The sequence below is a fragment of the Proteiniphilum sp. LBM24028 genome (assembly GCF_056629195.1).
Genome location: NZ_CM152817.1, coordinates 362,034 through 382,410, shown reverse-complemented (window position 1 = coordinate 382,410; position 20,377 = coordinate 362,034). Strand labels below are relative to the sequence as shown.

General features: G+C 45.6%; 9 protein-coding genes. 1 reads left to right on the top strand and 8 read right to left on the bottom strand.

Translation table 11 applies throughout. The features are described 5' to 3' along the window. Positions 1–349 precede the first annotated feature (349 nt). The 8 genes from AC1HCU_RS01460 to AC1HCU_RS01425 all read right to left on the bottom strand — a co-directional run bounded on the left by AC1HCU_RS01460 (position 350) and on the right by AC1HCU_RS01425 (position 19,328). Positions 350–1,939 (bottom strand): hypothetical protein, encoded by a 1,590-nt coding sequence (locus AC1HCU_RS01460; protein WP_480368176.1) that lies wholly within the window; start codon positions 1,937–1,939, stop codon positions 350–352. Between the two features lie 39 nt (positions 1,940–1,978). Continuing rightward, the gene (locus AC1HCU_RS01455; protein ID WP_480368173.1) at positions 1,979–3,673 is read right to left on the bottom strand and encodes a RagB/SusD family nutrient uptake outer membrane protein; all 1,695 of its coding nucleotides are present in this window, start codon (positions 3,671–3,673) and stop codon (positions 1,979–1,981) included. Positions 3,674–3,698: 25 nt separating this feature from the next. Continuing rightward, on the bottom strand, positions 3,699–6,500 hold the full coding sequence (locus AC1HCU_RS01450) for a SusC/RagA family TonB-linked outer membrane protein (RefSeq protein WP_480368171.1): 2,802 nt from the start codon (positions 6,498–6,500) through the stop codon (positions 3,699–3,701). A 116-nt stretch (positions 6,501–6,616) separates the two neighbouring features. Beyond that, on the bottom strand, positions 6,617–8,404 hold the full coding sequence (locus AC1HCU_RS01445; RefSeq protein WP_480368168.1) for a RagB/SusD family nutrient uptake outer membrane protein: 1,788 nt from the start codon (positions 8,402–8,404) through the stop codon (positions 6,617–6,619). Between the two features lie 31 nt (positions 8,405–8,435). Continuing rightward, positions 8,436–11,615 (bottom strand): SusC/RagA family TonB-linked outer membrane protein, encoded by a 3,180-nt coding sequence (locus AC1HCU_RS01440; RefSeq protein WP_480368166.1) that lies wholly within the window; start codon positions 11,613–11,615, stop codon positions 8,436–8,438. 104 nt (positions 11,616–11,719) lie between these two features. Further along, on the bottom strand, positions 11,720–14,548 hold the full coding sequence (locus AC1HCU_RS01435) for a sugar-binding domain-containing protein (protein WP_480368164.1): 2,829 nt from the start codon (positions 14,546–14,548) through the stop codon (positions 11,720–11,722). Then, positions 14,545–17,904: a tetratricopeptide repeat protein gene (locus AC1HCU_RS01430; protein ID WP_480368160.1), complete on the bottom strand. Its 3,360-nt coding sequence runs from the start codon at positions 17,902–17,904 to the stop codon at positions 14,545–14,547. The genes AC1HCU_RS01435 and AC1HCU_RS01430 overlap by 4 nt, the downstream gene beginning before the upstream one ends. Before the next feature lie 23 nt (positions 17,905–17,927). Next, on the bottom strand, positions 17,928–19,328 hold the full coding sequence (locus tag AC1HCU_RS01425; RefSeq protein ID WP_480368157.1) for a sugar porter family MFS transporter: 1,401 nt from the start codon (positions 19,326–19,328) through the stop codon (positions 17,928–17,930). 164 nt (positions 19,329–19,492) lie between these two features. Here AC1HCU_RS01425 and AC1HCU_RS01420 point away from each other — a divergent pair, with 164 nt between their 5' ends. After that, positions 19,493–20,377, top strand: a complete 885-nt coding sequence (locus tag AC1HCU_RS01420; RefSeq protein ID WP_480368155.1) for an AraC family transcriptional regulator — start codon at positions 19,493–19,495, stop codon at positions 20,375–20,377.

Here is a 20,377-nt window from a genome sequence, read left to right as displayed (position 1 = left end):
ATTGATTTTCTATTTTACTGCACTCTACCTAAAAGATTTCATTTCAAGAGGCTGATCAATAAGCCTGTATAATAATACCTGTAGATTCTGCCAAGGTAATCCCATATTTCTGCCTTCTGTCCCCATCCTTTCGCATACTTGTTCCAGTTGTTCGACAAAATCATTATTTCTCTGCATATAATGTAAATTGTGCAAAACCATCAAAACTAAATCCGGGTCGGAATCTGAAAGATATTTTTCCAATACCTCCCGGGCCTCATGGTTATTTCCACTAATAAAACAGGGGACAAACGGTAGGGGCCTGCCCCCTGTTTACAGTTATTACCGGTTTGGAGTAGTATTCTACAATTTATTGTTTCTTTACTATCCGAAGTCTATACGTGATCAGATCATAGGAAGCATGCCAGTCGGTATTTCCGGTAAGCGTAATACCATAATTGGCACCTTGATTGGATGCCCCTACCGGTTTGATGGCCGAAATTAAATCGCCATATGTATCTTTCATATTGGCTCTTCCGGCAGGTAAACGGAACCATCCCGAGTTAGGTAGAAGCGATGCCTTGGGAACGGTAAAATTGATATTCACCCCACCAGTAGTGCGAAAATCACCGCTGTAAATAAAATCATGTTCCGCCTCTTTATGAAGACTGGTATTGTTTTCTATCTCACTCCATCCGGATGTACCAACAACATTACCACCGGAAATAATTGCCAGATACGGGTAGGGATTAGCCGCCGAGAATCCGGGGAAGAGGGAGGTATTGGTGAAATCGGGATTGACAACAACCATGGGAACAGCCTTAACCGTTCTGGCCGACATATCCACTGTGATGGTGTAATATCCTTTTTGTAACACTGGCAACTTAAATCCGGAAGCCTGAAGATTGGTTGTCAGTTCATCAGACGAACCGGAGGAAAGCGCCAATACATTATCGCCATCCAGTGTATATCTGATCCCTCTCGGTGATTTATTAAATGGCCTGTCGGTGCCCATGAACGCAATAAAGCGGATATTTTCGTCACTCTCGTTGCGATAATAGTAGTTCAACCGGAAAAGGTTATTCCCTATCTTTTGCATGGGCAGGAGCGTACCAAGGCCCCATGCGTCAGCTGAAGCGTAGGCGTCAAAACCCTGGCCAATCACTTCCTGTTCATTCTTGGCATCGGAAAGATACAATCTGTCCATCATGCCCACTGTCAGATTTCCACCTGTAACCGCCTGGTTACCGGCCTTATCTGTTGCCCGAATCATATACTGATATTCCCCTGCCGTACCACCTGGAATCTCCAGTTCTTTTGCATAATGATAGGCCTGCTTCTCCTCCTCGATAGAGGGACTCCAGGTATCCTCCACCTCGAAATAGTCACCTTTGATATTTTCACCCCACACCTTGAAATAAATATCGGTCATTTCCACATCTTCTGTGATCAGGGCATCCACAGTTAATGGGACAGGTGCATCGATGAGACCGTAAAAACGGTTGACTTTGGGAGCGTTGACAGTGATAACTGGGGGCAGAAGATCAGGGGAATAACCTTCGATTTGGTTCGTGGCCGACAGGTCGGTCACTGGAATTTTCACGCGCAAGATTCCCTGGGCCTCATTACTGACAACAAGTTCTACTTCATGCTTCGTTCGGTTGGCATCTTTGGTTACTAAAAATGTATCCCGAAGAAGATATTCTTTTCCCGAGAGACTGAGCGATTCATCAATATTCCATTCGCTTACAGATAGCTGCAACGACTTTAAAGCGCTTTTATCGGTTATAACCGCGTCAAGCGCGAGTTTATAATCCGGCCCAATCCACAAGTATTTAGCTGAATAACTTTCAAGTACAGGGATTTCCGGAGCCTCATCCGCAAGGAAAACAATCTTATCGGTACAAGCACTCCAACTGAGAGCAAAAGCAGTTACAAGTATGAATAATATTCTTTGCATAACCATTTCAGATTAATTTTAAGGATTTATTAAATGGGTTCACCATCCCGGGTTTTGTGTGATGGAACCTTTCAGGGTCTCCGCCTCGGGAATAGGATAAAAATACATGTGTGCTTTGAAGACACGGTCTTCTTTCTTCACCACCAGATAATCGAACGTATCGTCTTCTCTCTTTGTTATCTGCATACCCATCAGTGGGAGATTCTCTGTCTGTTCCGCAATTTTCCAACGACGCACATCAAAGAAGCGGTGCTCCTCAAAGGCGAGCTCTACACGTCGTTCATTGCGGATGCGTTCCCGCATTTCGATCTGAGTCAACCCCGGAGGCAAGATGGGCATATTGACTCCTGCCCGTTGCCTGACAGCGTCTACGGCCGACTTGGCGTTCATCGACATACCCCGTTTTTCCTCCGGCCCATAAGCCTCGTTCATCGCCTCCGCAAAATTGAGCAGTACTTCAGCATATCTGAAGATGATCCACGAGTGCACACTGCTTTGATTTTGTGCCAGGTTCAGATTTTCATTGATGTACTTTTTGAGGTAATATCCGGTAGTGGAGGCTCTCAGCTTGTCGGTTCCATCTATTCCGCCAATCCAGCTTTCCACAGGGCGTCCTTTAAATATAGAATTATTGACAATTATCGACATGGTAAGCCTGGGATCCCGACCTTCGTATGGTTTTTGCGGATCATAGCCCGAACCCGGCTGACTGATGGACTTGCCCGTACTTCGCATCTCATAGGCATCGACAAGATTCTGTGAAGGCGATGTGGCACCCTGCCCCCCCTGATCATACCCTATCGGGAAATTATATCTCTCGAAACTATTCTCGTTCCACCGTTGCACGGCAAACAGCACTTCAGGGTTGCCATCGGAACCATTGCCCAGATTAAAAAGCCCGCGGTAATTATTATGGAGGGAGAATTTTCCCGAAGCGATGATGTCATGGGCAGCCTGGGCAGCCCTGCTCCATCGCTGCAGGTCGTTCGAAGGATTATGAAGGGGACTGGCCGCGTATAGCAAGGCCTCCGCTTTCAATGCCTGTGCGGCGGCTTTTGTAGCACGTCCCCGCCATTTATTTCCATCAAAATCGACCCAGGTTTCTCTCAGGAGTGGGATTATCTCATTGCATTCCACCACGATGAAATCGATGCAATCGTCAAAATCATCCCTTGTTATCCCCCGCAGCGTCTCCTCGTCATTGATCACCTGCTTCATAATGGGTATATCACCATAACGCTTTGCAAGTTCAAAATGGTATAAGGCCCTCAGGAAGCGGGATTCGGCTCTCAGCCATTCTATATCCCTGACCTGGTATCTGTAGTTTTCGGCATTGGCAGCAATCGTTGTATCCCGAAAAAGAATCTTCTTATAATCGGCTGATCCTTCCAAAAAGAGATTGGCACGACGAATAGCCGTGTAAAACGTACTCCAGGCATCATCAGGATTTAAAGAAGAGGTCCATGTGCCAGTATTGAAATGCTGAACCGAGGAGTTGACATCGGCGTGATCGGCTTCATCGGATGCAGAAGCAAGCATGGCAGAGTTCACTCTGTTAAAACCGAAGTGAAAAAGTGTAGCATACACTCCATATCCCGCTTCGCTCATACGTGAATAATTGACAAATACATCTTCTTCCTGATATTTTGTCTCGATGGCAGTATCCATGAAATCACTACATCCCGCAAGCAGGGAAAGAGAAACAAAGAATATTGAATATATAAATATTTTCATAGAATCATATTTTTTTGATGGTTGCTTAAAAATCCAAAGTCACGCCCAGCGAGAAAGTTTTCAATGTAGGATACCCTGCACTCAAGGTTTCAGGATCAACATCGGCATCAAGATTGTCCAAAGTGAACAAGTTTAAAGCACTCAGATATACCCTGCATTTCTCGATTTTAGCCCGCTGCAGGGCTCCTCCCTGGTAAGTCCATCCTATCTCCGCATTCCTTAGTCTCAGAAGAGAAATATCACGTACCCAGAAATCCGACGAACGGTAGTTGTTGGCATTGGCCTGCACACCCAGTCTGGGGGCAGCTGCACGGTCAGCCGTTTCAGGTGTCCATCGCCTTTCAGTTGTCCATTTGGATATGTTGTAGTCATTGATGAAAGGCCAAAACATGTAACCGCTGAGATAGACACTCCGATTTGTATTGCCGTCGAAAAGAAACTCCAGATCAAATCCTTTCCACGAAACACCCACGTTGGCAGAATAAGAAATTTCCGGAATATTCGGATTGCCTATAGCTACCTCGTCGTTCACATCGATAATTCCATCGCCATTTTGATCTTTGTATTTAAGATCACCGGGGCGAACGTTGGAAAAGGTCTGTAATGGGTTATTTTCAATATCCGTTTCATCCCGGAAAAAACCTATTGCTTCAAGACCGAAACGTTGTCCCAGGGGACGTCCTTGTGTATATCTCGCCTCTTCTTTTCTTGGCGTCTCATAACTTGCCACGATTTTCGTGCGTGACATGGATCCGCCCAAACCGGCAAAATAGTTCACGTCACCGACCTTGTCGGCATACCTTGCAGATACTTCAAAGCCTTGATTGCGGGTCTTGCCTTTATTTTGCATAGAAGAAAAATCAATTCCGGAGAAACTCGGCATCGTGTTGGCCACATTCACGAGAATATCATACCTGTTTTCCAGGTAAAGATCGGCAGTCAGCGAGAGGCGACGATTGAAAAAGAGAGCATCGATACCCACGTCATACAACATGGCTTTCTCCCATGTGAAATTCGGATCAGCCAACGCCAATTGCACCAGCGCGTTTTGGAATGTAACCCCTGTGCCAAAGAAATATCCCTGATTATAGCCCTGCCTTGAAGCGGTACCCCAATACTGGTTGTAGGCAAATCGCTCTGCCCCATTGTCATTTCCCAAAAGTCCGGCCGAACCCCTTATTTTCAGAAAGTTCACCTTGTCTGTCTTCGGGATAAAGTCTTCATTTGATAAGATCCAACCCAATGAGAGAGCCGGGAAAAGTCCGAACCTTTGGCCTTTTTTATAGTTGTCCGTACCACTGTATGAAAAAGACAACTCGGCGAGATACTTCCGGTCGTAGGCATAACCAAATCGTCCCAGCCAATTTTGCTTGGCAAAAACAGATTGCTGACCAAAAATTGAGTAAGCGTCCTGTTTGAACATCATCTGCAGGTTCAGATTATGCAAATCAGAACGTGTCTCGTATTCTACTCCGGCATGAACTCCCGTCCTGCTTGTCTCGCCATCGTTCCCGGTTGACACGGTTAAATCGGTGTCCGTACCTCTCCTGATGTAGTAAAGAGAATCCTCTCCAACTTGTGACAGGGTCTTTACCGGCTCGTAATAAGCATAACTCTTGGTCTTATTGTAACCGCTCATGTAGTTACTGCTCAAAGCAACACCTCCAAATACAGCCAATCCATCGGTTATAAAAGGCAGGAGATATTTTGCAGTAACAATTGCCTGCACGTTTCGCGAATGTCGGGATCCATATCCTTCCTCAAGCAAGCTACCGATCGGATTGTCCGGATAATTCGCCGTTCCTGTTATTTGCCCCTGGGGAGTGCGCACCGGATATAGATTGGGCGCATAAGTTGCCATATTTTGCCACAGCGTAGCGGTTCCGGTGTTGGGGAATTTACGATCCTCGATACGTCCACCCAGGTTCAGCGCGAAAGAGAGATTGGAAGATACGTCAATATCCACATTTGCACGAAAATTGATCCGTTGAAAACTGATATTGGAATTATTCTTCCCATCGGTGTGTGCATACAAACCGTTGCTACCCATGTAACCGGCCATCACATAGTAGCGGGAAAACTTGTTTCCACCTGAAAAAGACAATGTGTAATCCTGTAAATCAGATGTTTTTGACAACATCTCATCGTACCAGTTCACATCGGGATAAGCGTAGGGATCGGTACCACTTTGATATCCCGCCAGGTCACTCTCACTATAGAGGGGCGCCATGCCATCATTTTCTAAACCCTCATTGTAAAGTCGAGCGTAGTTATACGCATTCTCGAACCGGGGAAGATGCGTGGGTGTTTGAACGCCGTACCTTGCTTTAAAAGATATTTTTAACTTCTTGCCGGTCAGGCTTCCCCTTTTGGTGGTGATGAGCAGGGCACCATTGGCTCCACTAATGCCATGAACAGCCAGTGCAGCCGCATCCTTGAGGTAAGTCACCGACTCTATCTCTTCTGCAGTAAGTTGGTTAAAACCGTCCGTCTCAAATCCATCTACCAGAATAATGAATGAATTACTCCGCATTGAATGGGGCCCTCGCAGGTAAATCGTGGCCTCGTCGTATCCCGGCTCACCGTCTGTCTGCAGGGTGGTCATGCCGCTGAAACGGCCAAAGAAAGTGTTACTTAACGTGGCAACATGAGATTTGCGTAAATCATCTCCCTTTACTTCCGATACAGACGAGGTAGAGAGCTCCGCTTCCTGCTTTCCAAAGCTGATATTCAACAATGTACTATCTGGGTCAGCGGCATGCATTCCTGCACTAATTATCAGAAAAACAATGAAAGTAGCCAGTCGGTTCATATTATTTTCTTTCATAAGATTAAAACTTTTTTTAAAGGTATCATATGGAACTTGCTTTAATCATTTCCTTACGTTGAAGATTTATTTACTCGTTCCATAAGAATTGCTGTTATTGGGTATACTGTTAAACCTTACCACCCTGGATTCTGTATGATATAACCCAGGTCTACTTCCTGCTGCCTGAATGGATAAAGATACATTTTGTCTTCCCAAACTCGACTTGATATCTGTTCCAGCTTATAGGTAGGCTCCGGTTTGGTATCATAGAGCTTGAGGGTATAAATTTTCCCTTTCATAACCCCTTCTTCACTCGCCGTTTTCCAACGGCGCAGATCGAAATAACGATGCTGCTCGAACGCGAACTCTACCGCCCTTTCCCGACGGATAATCTGTCTCATTTCATTTTGATTTGTAAACTTGACATCGGGCATATCGACCCTGCGCCGCACCTGATTTACCGCCCATTCTATCTCACCCGGATTTCCATTTACTTCATTGAGTGCCTCTGCATAATTAAGATAAAATTCAGCCAGGCGGAAAGTGATCCATCTCGGAGCCGGACTATTTGGTGTGACCCCTTTCACAAACTTCCTCATAAAGCCTACCCCACGAATATCTTTTAACTGCAGCGTATTGGTCTCATAAAAGTGGTACACCGTACCCGACCCTCTCGACCATTCGGTACCGGACTGAAAAACAGAAGCCTGAAAACGCGGTTCCAGTTCACCCAGTTTCCGTTGGTACTGCGAATAGGGATATGCCACGCCTTCCTCTTCATTCCATACCTGATCCGTGCCATCACTTTTCTGATAAAACTTTGTAAAATTGAACGTGATAGCATGGTTCGAAGGGTTGTTCTGCCCTTGCGGAATGATCTGTCCAGGTAACATAAAGAGGCAAAAATAACCACCGGCATTCTGCATAAGCCCGGCGCTCAATATCACTTCCGGACAGGTATGATTGATGAAAATTTCTTCGTATCGATCCACCGGATTGTCAAAGCCAGTGTATAGCTGACACCAACCACTCTCATTGGCAGCCCAGTCGAGCACAGCCTTATTGGCTTCAACCGCCAGTTGCCATCTGTTTGGATCATACGTCGGATAACCTATCAATTCACGGAGAACAGGATCGTTTACCGGTACGTATGTTTTACCCTCCGGATCGTTAAAGAGCGGGCTCGCCGCATATAACAGTACCCTTGCTTTCAAAGCCAGTGCGGCACCTTTTACAATTCGGCCGAGATATTTGGTATCCTCATACACATTGGGCAGGTATTTGGCCGCTTCTTCGCACTCGGAAACAATGAAGTCCACTGTTTGAGCATAGGTTGAACGGGGAATTTTCACCCCTTCCACATCATCAATTGAACTGACCGACAAGACGTGATCCACAATGGATATACCACCGAGGCGTTGCATCAGGTCGAAATGCATCAAGGCCCTGAGAAACCGTGCCTCCGCCTTCATGCTATTTTTTTCGTTTTCAGAGAAGGGAGATTTGTCCACATTTTCCATGAAAATATTCGCATTGCGAATACCCTGATAGGTGATATGCGACATAAACTCCAAACCCCAGCTCCCCGGGTCAATGGTCGCCGCATTCCATGTTCCAGTATGAAAATAACGTGGTATGGCAGGATATGTCCCTTCTACTTCCAATTCATCCGTGGCTACAGAAACAAGCGAACCGCTGGCGCCATAATGATAGAAACGAGGGTCGGAACTACTCCAGAAATGATTAAATTCATAGATGGAGGCCGTACTGTATACATTCCATAAGAATTGCTCTGTACGAATAGCTGAATTAAAAACGCTATCCACAGTTATATCGCTGCTGATCGGTTTTTCCAGATAATCTTCACAGGAAAAGAACAGCGTTGAAATCAGGATACAACCTATAATTAATAGATATTTCATACAATTATTATTTTTTTGATAGTGTCTCTTTTTAAAATTGAACATTCACGCCGACATTGAACACCCGCATGGGTGGCATGACACGCCCGTATGATTCTCTTGCATCCGGATCCATGGTGTAGCGGATGCCAGTCCAGGTGATCAGGTTATTACCGCTCACATAAAAACGCAACGTCTGCAATCCAAGGTGTTTCAGGGAAGAGGAAGGAAGCCGGTATCCGAGTTCCACGTTCTTGAGTCTCACGTAAGATGCATCCTGCACCCAGAAACTTGATTTCTGATAGTTGTGTAAACCAAGTGTAGGTGAAAGTTCCACACGGGGGTAGGATATCTTCTCTCCTCTTTCATATCGGCCCTGTTCCCATCGTTCCAGTTGCCATGAATAGGCAGCCCCCCAGTCGCTGTCGAAAGCATACGCTCCGGCATGCTTTGCAAAATAGACAGATACATTGGTTGCACCCTGAAACAGGGCAGTCATGTCGAAACCTTTATAGGAAAGACCAAACGAACCACTGTAATTGATTTCCGGAAAATCGTTGTATCCTATCGGCCGCATATCTTCTTCTGTAATACGTTTATCCCCGTTCAAATCAAGGTATTTCATATCTCCCGGCTTCAGTCCTGCTCCCTCCCATTGAGAGATGGGGCGTTCGGGATCATCAATTTCTTCCTGGGTATTATAAAACCCATCGAAGACCAGGCCAAAATGTTGTCCTACCGACTGTCCCGTACGACGCATCCACTCATATTTACGGTTCGGTTCATCCTGAAAGACAATGGTATTGCGGGAAAACGAATACAGGCCTTTTACCCAATAATTTACCGCTTCAATTTTATCGCGGTATCCTACCTCCAATTCATAACCGTAATTATCTACTTTCCCAATGTTGGCAGGTGCGAGCCGTATTGCAACCAATTCGGGAATGGTTGACAGATTCCACAAAATATTATCCCGTTTTTCCTCGAAATAATCAGCCGTGATACTCAATTTATCTTTCAACAATTTCATGTCAAAGCCTGTATTCCACTTCCTGGCCCGTTCCCATGTGACATTCGGATTGCCGGGCAATCCTTCTTTGTATTGCGGGTAAGTGGCCTGGTTAACGCCGGGAATACCAAAGGTGGTACGGGCATTCCCGTCATTGGTCAATGCATACGGTCCTTCAATATAGAGATATCTGTTGCCACCTATCTTATCATTTCCTACTTCTCCATACGAACCACGAATCTTCAGAAAAGTAAGAAACTCGTTTTCCGGAAAAAAAGACTCCTCCGTTGGAATCCACCCAAGTGAAAAAGCCGGGAAAAACCCAAATCTGCTTCCCTCGGGAAAGTTTTCCGAACCATTATAACCGGCATTTATTTCGGCCAGATACTTGTTTTTATAATCGTACGTTATCCTGCCAACCAATCCGATATAGGCTGTGGGGAGTTTGTATTGCATATTTGGATAATAAGCCTTCTGCATGGTACCTAGCAAAAGTCCGCTAATTTTGTGATTATCCGCTATGGTACTTTCATAATCAACGGCAGCCTCTCCATACATTTTTCTCCACTTATTGCCATCTGAAATATTTTCACCCAAACCATAATAGGGTCCTTTTTCATCATTTCTGAAAACAAGGGGAAGTCCGCTCTCCGGATCTTTCACCACAGTATAGGTATCGAAATAACGCTGACGTCGGCTGTACTTGTTGTAATAGGAGTCATACGCGCCCATAGCTCTGATGGATAAACCTTTTATAAACCGATCAAGATTGTATTTTAACGAAATATTGGTATTGATGGTATTGGAGTAGTTCTTCTCTTGCAAGCCATAACTGCTACCACTCGTAGGACCGGTTTCCACCCATGGATTAAACTCCCTTACTCCTTGCGGGAAACCTGAAACCTCGGTGATCACCTTGCCATCGATAAATCCGGGACTCGACATGGGGGCAGTACTTGTTGCCTTATCAAAGGCCGCCCATGCACCACCCGTAGGAAAAACATTTTCAGTAACCTGATTTCCCAACTTTACAGACAGCAGGAGCTCTTTTGTGACATCGAAGTCAAAATTCATACGCAGGTTGTACCGGTCATAGCTGTGTTCGGGTGAGAAACCGAAATCCTGCTCCGGCTTGTTGTAACCACCAAACTGATTGAAGTAACCCAGGCTGGTGAAATAACGTACCCCTTCCGTGCCACCGCTTAGATTGACATTGTACGACTGTTGGAACGACAACGGCCTGATCAGCTCTTCAATCCAATTCTTATCGGGATGAAAAATCGGGTCTTCACCGCTTTGATAGATACGCAGATCCTCCTCCGAAAAAGTAGGTGTACGACCCATGTTGCGTTCGGCCTCGTTCCTTAATAATGCATAATCATACGAACGAAGCATTTCCGGTAATATCGATGGTTGCAGCGCTGCTGCATTTATGGTGGCACTGACTCTTGGCTTGCCTTCTTTTCCCGAACGGGTGGTAATCAATATAACCCCATTCGCCCCTCTTACGCCAAAGACAGCGGTTGCAGAAGCGTCTTTCAACACGTTCAGCGATTCAATTTCATTGGGATCGATGTCATTATAGGTGCTTCTTTCCACACCATCTACCAATATTAAAGGTGCAGCCCCACCGGTATACAATGTACCGATACCCCTGATGCGGATGTTTGCCCTGTCATTGCCAAATTCACCGGATACCTGAACCGATTGCAAGCCAGAGGTGAGTCCCGTCAATGCATTGCTTACACCGGCAACAGGAGCCTTTATCAGTTCCTCGTTCGAAACAGAGGTAATTGCTCCCGTAGTCGTTATTTTTCGCTGTGTACCGTAACCTATTACCACCACCTCATCCAATGCCTGTGTGTCTTCCAGTAAGGTGATACTTAAGTTTGTTCTGCCTACGGTAGAAATCTCCTGACTAAAATAACCAATATAAGTTACCCGAATTGTGGCATCGTCATTTACCCTCAATGAAAATTTCCCATCCATATCGGTGACTGTTCCATTGGCTGTTCCTGCTTCAATTATATTGGCCCCAATGATGGGTATTCCCTTATCGTCAGCCACTGTTCCGGTGATCATTTTTCTTAGCTGTTGGCTGGAACGATTCTCAAGATCATCTGTTTTGCTGTTTGGAGAATAACCTGTGTCTGCCATCGTATGAAAAACAATGGAAAATAGTAACAGTGCAGTTATTCTCACGGTCAATAAAAAATATTTCATTGACTCCCTTTGACGGTAATTATTCATAATCTGCATGGTGAATTATATCTATTAAAATATTGGTATTGAAGTAAATTCCATCTCAAACTGCAATCCGGGCGATATCATCTGACTACTTTTGCCAGGACATCGGGTTTAATTTCTGTACCCGGTTTAAAAGTCTTACTGTTCATGTATTGAAGTAAACTGGTTCTCAGTTGGAACGCTTCTGGCCGTGATGTTAAATTATTGACCAGATCTGTCCCGCTCACCACAATCCGGCCCTTACCTACCTGCGCCTCAAATATGAGACCCAGGTTTCTGTTGGAAACCCAATCATCTATAATACGGACAATGGGTGTTAGATTGGCAGCCAAAGAGTCCAACAAGATCGCGTCGCTATGACTCATTGCATCCCACCATTGCCAGTTGGAATGGTATTCTGTCGGAAAATTCTTGAGTGCGGGATGTGTCGGATCGCACAGAATTCCAAGGGTATGAGGTTTCTGGCCTCCTGTCCAAGCCGTATTCCAGAATATACTCGAAAATCCTACTCCCACATTTCCACCCATTTCCGGAATTACTTTCCCTTTACCTAGACTGAGCAATACTTTCCCTCCATTTTGTAAATAATCCAGCGTAGACCGATCTATATTTTCAACCACCTTGATATCGGCGAATTCAATCTCCTGGTTTGCGGGATAAACCCAGATATCCCATGAATTCTCAAACTTTTCCACGCTTATTTTGAAATTCAATTTCCGGGGCTTATCTTTATTCTCAAAGCGATAAGCCACCTTCCCCAATTGAATGGCATTTCCTATCGGAATATCCTGTTGATCCAACGTCCCTTCCGAAATAGTTTCACCATCCTCTGTAAGTTGCCACTTCGGGCTGATTGACTGCAAAGGTTTCTCTCCGAAGTGTGCTACCTCGATATTCGCCGTCATTGTTTCACCTTCTATAAATATCAGTTTCCCAAGCCGGACCAAAGGAACAGTGGCATTGCAAAACCGACTGTATTCTTCCGGAGAGATATACCCCTTCTCTTCCCAAAAAGGATCCAGGACCCCCACCAAAGCAGTCCCCTGGCCGGGGAAATCGTGCAGATCGAGCAACTGAAAGCCGGCAAAACCGGGAGTACGAAGTGCGGCTTCGATATCAGCCTTGTAGCACAACGCTTGCAGCTTTCCGGAAGCCAGCAAGAAACTATCAGCCAAATGCTCCATCCCGTGAGCCTGCAAGCTGGCCCGAAAAATCTCAAAATTCTTCGGTTTCAGAACTCCTGTATATTTACCCATCTCCTTGAAATTGGGATATACGCACCATTGGCCAATTTCGTGACTCACTACAGGAATTCCGTCTTTCGGGATTTTCCGGGACCAATCGTAATCGGTCTGTGGAGCTTCTGAATTAATGATACTCCTGAGCTCCTCGGCCCATCGCTGTATGCGCGGTTCGGGAATGTTATGATAATCATTCACAGACAATACCGGCCAGCCGGCGGCACTGGTATATACCCGACGATTGTCCTTTTCTTTCCAATAACTGACAAAGTCCGTAAGAAACTCTCTGAATTTGGGACCTCCCGGTTCATTGCCGTAAGCCATCATTACAAAAGAAGGATGACTGCCATAACTTTTGACAATCCGTTCACTTTCGTCCCAAATATATTGATCAACCGGCAATCCACTTCCCAATTGTGTACTTTGATTGGCCCAGGAAGAACATTCAACCTGAAGGTATACCCCCATCTCATCTGCGGCATCAAAAGCGACTTCCGGCGGACACCAGGAATGAAAACGCACGTGATTCAAGCCATGATTCTTTACGGCTCTGTAAATTTTCTTCCAGTAGTCAATATCGGTAGAAGGATAACCCGTTTTAGGGAAAATGGCGCACTCCAGTGTTCCACGCAAAAAAACCGGTCGTCCGTTGATGACAAAACGGGAACCTTCTGACCGGAACTCACGCAATCCAAAATCAACGGAACGGGTATCCGACTCATTATCTGAAGCAAGTGTAAAAAGCAATTCGTATACATTCGGGTTGAACTCATCCCATAAAAGGGCATCTTTTCCCAGATCAAGAATCATTTCCACCACATTTTCACCGGGAGAAATATCAAATTTCCATCTTTTACTTTTCCCCTTTCCGTTCCCATTTTTACTAAGGACATTTGCTGAAAACTCCACGCTGCGTAATTCAGAAAGCTGGTTATTCACTACCGCCTTTATTGTCAGACTTTTATTTTCCACATTGGGAAAAGCCGCCACCTCATCAAACAGTATCTTCCCCGTAGCTCTCAGTGATATTTCTCCTACAATACCATTCCAGTTAGATTGGGTATGATCGGAGATGCTATGGGAATTTTCACCTACATCAATATCTTTGGTCCGGTTATCCACACAGATGGTGATGACGTTATTCCCTCTTTGTACAAAAGAAGTCACATCAAATAGGTGTGGAACGGCCAGACTGTTTTGCATGCCTGCTTTTTTTCCATTTACCCAAACGGTAGTTTCCCAGTGAGGGCGCTCCAATGTCAACAACACCGTTTTATTCAACCAGTCGTCCGGAATGGATATCTCTTTCCTGTACCATGCGGCACCGGTATATTCCTTTTCCGGCTGAAGCCAGAAGGGAAATCTGACATTTGCTGAATCCACGTAGGGGGCATAGTCAGGGTCATCGTACCACTGCGCATTGTTAATCCCGCCAGTCCACTTCGTTCGTAGCGTAACATCATTTCCCTTTCCGTTTTCAGCCATGGAACCGGGTAAAAGAACGGTTTCCGGTAATTCCTTTACGAACCACTCTTCTCCCGCCCCACGATCCTCCGGATCCATCCGGAATTGCCACTCACCTGACAAATCAATCGTATCAGTTCTCTGTTTTTGACATGAGGCGAGCCATAATAGAAGAGAAATCAATATGACTATTTCATTTTTCATTTTGTAATAGTGTTGGCTTTTCTCCCTGTTTCAGGAGTATTCACTGTTCCCTGGTAATTTACATCCAGCGCCAAAACTTTTTCCACTGCGTGCGCTGCTTTTTCCTTTTCATCCAGCCCCAGCCACCCCAATGCCATCACATTATGGCAATGTATGCGATTACGCTTGTTCAGATCCTCCTCCCAGATGGCCAGATCGGGGAGGGAAACGGCAAAATAGTCGATCTTGCAGTCATCGTTCAGGTGCTTCTCCCCATGCGCTATTAATGCGCGAAAACGTTCCTCCGCTTTGTCTTCAAAGCCCAGAGCCCTCCATGCCAATCCCTGATAATAGATCTTATCGGGATGTTCGTCGTTGTAATAGAATGCCTGTTTCGGCTCAACGGGACCTCTGGTTGCCTTTGCAAACCACTTTGCCGCACTCTCTTCATCATTCAGTCCACGGTAACAAATACCCTTGTAGTAATCCACATCATTCTCGTTCACCGTACACAATTTGCCTTCTCCCAGATTGTGTGGATAAGCGTCTGTTTCGTTCAGGTACTGCAGCGCCTCTCTGAAATCCCCCTTCCCTATCGCTCTCTTTGCCAGCTGCAGCCTGCAATAGGTATACTGATAAGTGATCTTCCCTTCACCCCCTTCCCACGGATGAAATTTGCGTGAATCGCAAAGTTCCTTCGCTTTTTCATAACAACCCAGTTGATTGTAGAGGGCAATACGCTCCACAAACAGATCATCACGCTCTTCCACGAGGTTCATATGTCTTTCCAGAAAGGCAAGCCGCTCTGCCGGAGGGTAATTGAGCTTTTTATAGAGCTGATCCAGTTCCATCAGGATACGGGAATCGGTCTCATCCAGCGAGAAGGCCTTTTCGAGCAGTTCAAGCGCTTCTTTCTTTCTGTTTGCCTTGTTGTAATAGGCCAGCGACAGATTCCGCAATACCGTGGGGAACTGCCCGTTGCTGGCAATAGACTGCTCCCAGCATACAATGGCTTCGGCATACTGACGCTTCGCGTACCAGAAATTTCCCAGGTAGTAAAGTGCTTTTGAATCGCCAGGTTGCAAGGTGAGTACATGCTGAAGAATGAGGACCTCTTCCAGCCGGTTGGGGAAGCATCTGTCGGGAGAGAGGGCGAAAGCCTGCTGATAGTAGTGCAATGCCTTCTCATCCATGCCGGTTTTCGAAAGAAAATATCCCAATGCATACCGGATCATCGGATAGTTTCCTGCCGCTGTTGCCAATGCCCAATGTAATAACTCAATCGCTTCTTCATAGAGTCCGGCTGCCGCATAGTCAAGAGCATATTCAAGGTAACTGTGCGGATTTCCTTGCAGTAGCTCCATCATCTCCTTTTTCACGTCCTCCGCACGCGTGATGAGAAACTGCTCGAACAGACAGCCCATATTGAACCGGTCGATCTCCAGGGATGCCACGATCCACTGCAGGGCTTCCTCCCTTTTTCCCGTTTTACGCAGCAGCGATGCTTTCAGCTGGCGTGCTTTATGGTTGTGCCAGTTGCGGATAAGACTCTGTTCCACATTGCCGAGGGCTGCCTGCCAGTTACCGCGTAGCGTATCGATCTGGGCAATGGAGAGATAAGCCGGATCCTTCCAGGCGGCATTCCATGCCGACTTGTAAAAGGCTGCATACGCTCCGTCAAGATCAGACTGCAACATAAGGCAATAGCCCAGATTGTAGTATGGTTCACCCTCATAAGGGTTTGGATTTCTTTTGGTGAGGGTCTCAATTGCTTTCTCAAAATGGGCTTGTGCCCTTTTCAACTGTCCGCGTCTCATCAACAGGAGCCCCTGGGCATTGTTGCAGCGCACATCACCCGGATCTCGGGAGAGTGCCTCTTTATAGTAATCGGCTGGATTGAATGTGGCATGCCGGTACTGCTCCAGATGGAGACCCGTAAGATAAAGCTGTTCAATATGTGCTATCGCCTGAGGATCTTCAGCAGCTTCGGCTGCCGGCGGCAGGGTTTGCTCCTGTTTTTCATCGCTGTGGCACCTCATCAGCTCCCTTCCACCCTCTCCTGCAATGATCAGCGAAAGGCCATCCAGCTGTCTGCCGGCCAGCCTGACCGTCCGTACAAAAGGAGTTTCCGGAGAAATCACCGTTATCTCACTCCAAAGGATATTGCCGGAGCTGTTCTCCAGGGAGAGCTTCAAATCCTGCATCTCTGAAGTGGCATACACAACCAGGGTTACAGAATCACCCTCAGTCTCAAAATTGACGATCAGATCCCTGGTGGCATTCTTCACATTGCCCACTGCTGCATAGGACATAAAATACTGCTCCCAGCTTTTCTCCTCATAGGGCTGCAGCCAGGCAAAATCGGGCTGGTTGTCGGTGTAGACTCCGGTCATCAATTCGATGTAGGGACCATCCTCATCGGTGAGGTTACGCTCCCAGGCCTTCCCGAAATCACCATTTCCCCAGGTCCACTGTTTCTTTCCGGGAGAAACATGATGGTTGGCCACATGCAGTAATCCCGTTTCAGTCTCTTCATTATAACCACCCACAAAATCATATTCCGACTGGATGGCCATATAGGAAGTGGGTACGGGTATATTGGCATATCTCGATATATCCACACCCGCCGAATAGTCCTGCTTGTAATATGTTCCGGTCGCAATCGGAAATGAGGACACATCCCGCTTGCCATGATCAAACACAGCATGTACATCAGGGGGAAAGACAGACTTGTAGGCATCATCAACCGATACCGCAGGGTTGGCCCACCAAAGAAAAGTCTGGGGAAAGGGTGTCCTGTTATAGGTCTTTGCCTTGATCTCGATATAGGCCTTGTCGGGATAGAGGGTAATGCCATGCATCCCTTTCAGCCGGAACATACGTTCCACCTCGTTGCACCAGACAGTGACGCTCCCATCCCCATGCTCTTCAATCAGGCACTCTGTAGGATAAAAGGTGCTGGGCCGGTGATGCTGTGGCCAGTTAAACTCAATTCCACCGGAGATCCAGGGTCCGGTAAGCCCCACCAGGGCAGGCTTGATCACCTGGTTATAATAAAAAATATGGGAAGCCCTGATCTTGTCATAAGCCATCTGAATACGTCCCCCCAATTCCGGGAGAATCATCACCTTCAGATAACGGTTTTCGATAAAAACTGCTTTGTATAATTTATCCTTTTTCTCATCGGAGATCTTCTCAATCACAGGGTATGGATAGACCACTCCTGAACTTCCCTGATAAACCCGTTTCTCCAGAAATACGGGATTCTTCTCCTCCTCCCCCACCTCGTAGGCAGGCAGGGCAATTTCTTCCACCCATGCCTTGACAACGGGTGAACTGACAGTCGACTGAATCAAATAATTGCTTATTTTTTCCATTATAAATGATTACTTCAAAATATTTAGCTTAATCTCTTGTTTGTGATGACACTTTCTATCTCCTCCAATGACTTTCCTTTTGTTTCCGGAAGATTCATTTTGATAAAGAACAAGCCCAGCAGACAGATTATGCCGTAGAGCCAAAATGTGCCGGAAGCACCAAGTGAACTATTCAGCAGAGGAAATGTATAGGTAAGCAGAAAGCTGGCACTCCATAGCGCAAAGGTTGATAAAGCCATGCCTCTGGCTCTGAATTTTGTCGGGAAAATTTCAGCGATCACAATCCAGGTTACAGGGGCCAGCGTCATGGCATATACGGCAATGGCCAGCACCACCAGGATAAGCATGATGAATCCCTCGAGCTGGAAATAGTAACCACCACCCAGCAGGAGATAAATAAAAGTCAACCCCGTTGTACCCATCAGCATCAGTGAACGTCTGCCCCATTTGTCGACAGTATACATTCCAACGAATGTGAAAATTACGTTTACAACTCCTGTCACCACAATATTGAATAACATATCAGATACACTGTATCCGGCCGAAGTAAAGATCTCCTGTGCATAGTTGAACACCACATTGATGCCACACCATTGCTGCAAAATGGCCAACACAATACCTATCATGGCAATTTTCAGGGTCTTTCCCCGGAATAGCTGCGATAATTTCACTTTCTGCAGGGTCTCACTTGTTGTCTTCTTCACTTCCTCCACCAGCTCCGTCGCATAATCCGTTCCTGCTATCCGGGTAAAGATAGCGGTTGCCTTGTTGTAACTTGCCTTGGATATCAGCCACCGGGGACTTTCAGGCAGGATGAAAATCAGAAGAAGATAAAGGATTGCCGGAAATGCCGGAGCCCATAACATCCATCTCCAGCCCGTTTGTCCGTTCCATGAGTTTAGCATATCCTCACCCGGCAGAACAGGATCAGCAATCTGCCAGTTGGCAATCTGAGCAGAGAGAATGCCCAATACGATGGCCAGCTGATAGATGGCTACGAACTTACCTCTGACTGCCGGAGGAGATACTTCCGAAAGATACATCGGTGAAATATTGGAGGCAATGCCGATCCCTATACCGCTAATTATTCTGAACAGAATAAACACTTCGAGGGTGCGTGCAGCACCAGTTCCAAATGCAGACAGTGCAAAAATAAGGGAAGCCAGAAGCATCATGAATTTCCGACCGTATTTGTCGGATAAAATGCCAGAAACAACCACTCCGATCAGGCAACCCAAAAGGGCGCTACTCATCACCCAACCCTGTAGCCACGGTATATTATCAATGGAAAAATACACTTCATAAAAAGGCTTTGCTCCTCCTATTACTACCCAGTCGTAGCCAAACAGATATCCACCCATTCCGGCAATCAATGAGATAAGGATCAAATAAAGATGATTGACTTTGTTTTTTTCTTTTGTCATGGATTATTTTTTTAACTCTACAAAAGTATATCGATCAAAAACAATAAAAATGTAATAAATTTTGTATTTAATGTAAATAATCACTATTTTTGAAAGTATTTTAACTATTGATCAGCCACATAACACAAAACATGTAAAATAACAATATATAAATGTAAAATAACATGGTGGAAAAAATTGCAGACGGATTTAAAAATGAGAAAGCCATCATTCTGCCCTACAATATACGTGCTTATCTGAAAGAAAACAATGTCACAAGAAATTTGCATGTTACCCATATAGGTTACTATCCTGACGCAAAATATCACTTCAGGGAAAGAAAATCAGGAGCCAATCAAAATATTCTCATTTTATGTGAAAAAGGGAAGGGATGGATTATTCATAACAACGAGAAAAGCTACCTGGAACGGAATCAGGTCTATATCCTGCCCGCCAATGAGACACATGCCTATGGTGCGGACAACAAGGATCCCTGGAGTATCTACTGGGTGCATTTCTTAGGTGAAGATGTGGAGTTATTCTCTTCCATCATTGGAAGAAGAGTAGATACATATGACTCCGACAGCAGCCGGTATGGTGACCGGTTCCAGTTATTCGAGGAAATCTATCAGAATCTCGAAATGGGATACAGTCCTGAAAATCTTGAATATACAAGTTTTTGTCTGTCTTACTTTCTGGCATCGATCAAGTACCTTTCCCAATTCAGGGAAATAAAGAGTGTAAAGGAAATGGATGTGGTACAAAGAAGTATCCTGTTTATGAAAAACAATCTGGAGAATAAGATAGAACTGGAAGATATAGCACAGCATGTAGGATATTCAGCTTCACACTTCGGAAACCTCTTTCAGAAAAAAACTTCCTATACTCCCATGGAATATTATCAACAGCTTAAAATTCAACGGGCTTGCTCTTATCTTCAGTTTTCAGACCTGAAAATAAAGGAAATTGCTTATCGACTGGGATATTTTGATCCGTTCCATTTTTCGAAGACTTTTAAGAAAGAAACGAATCTGACCCCAAAGGAATACAGGAGTAAGTACAATCCTTGA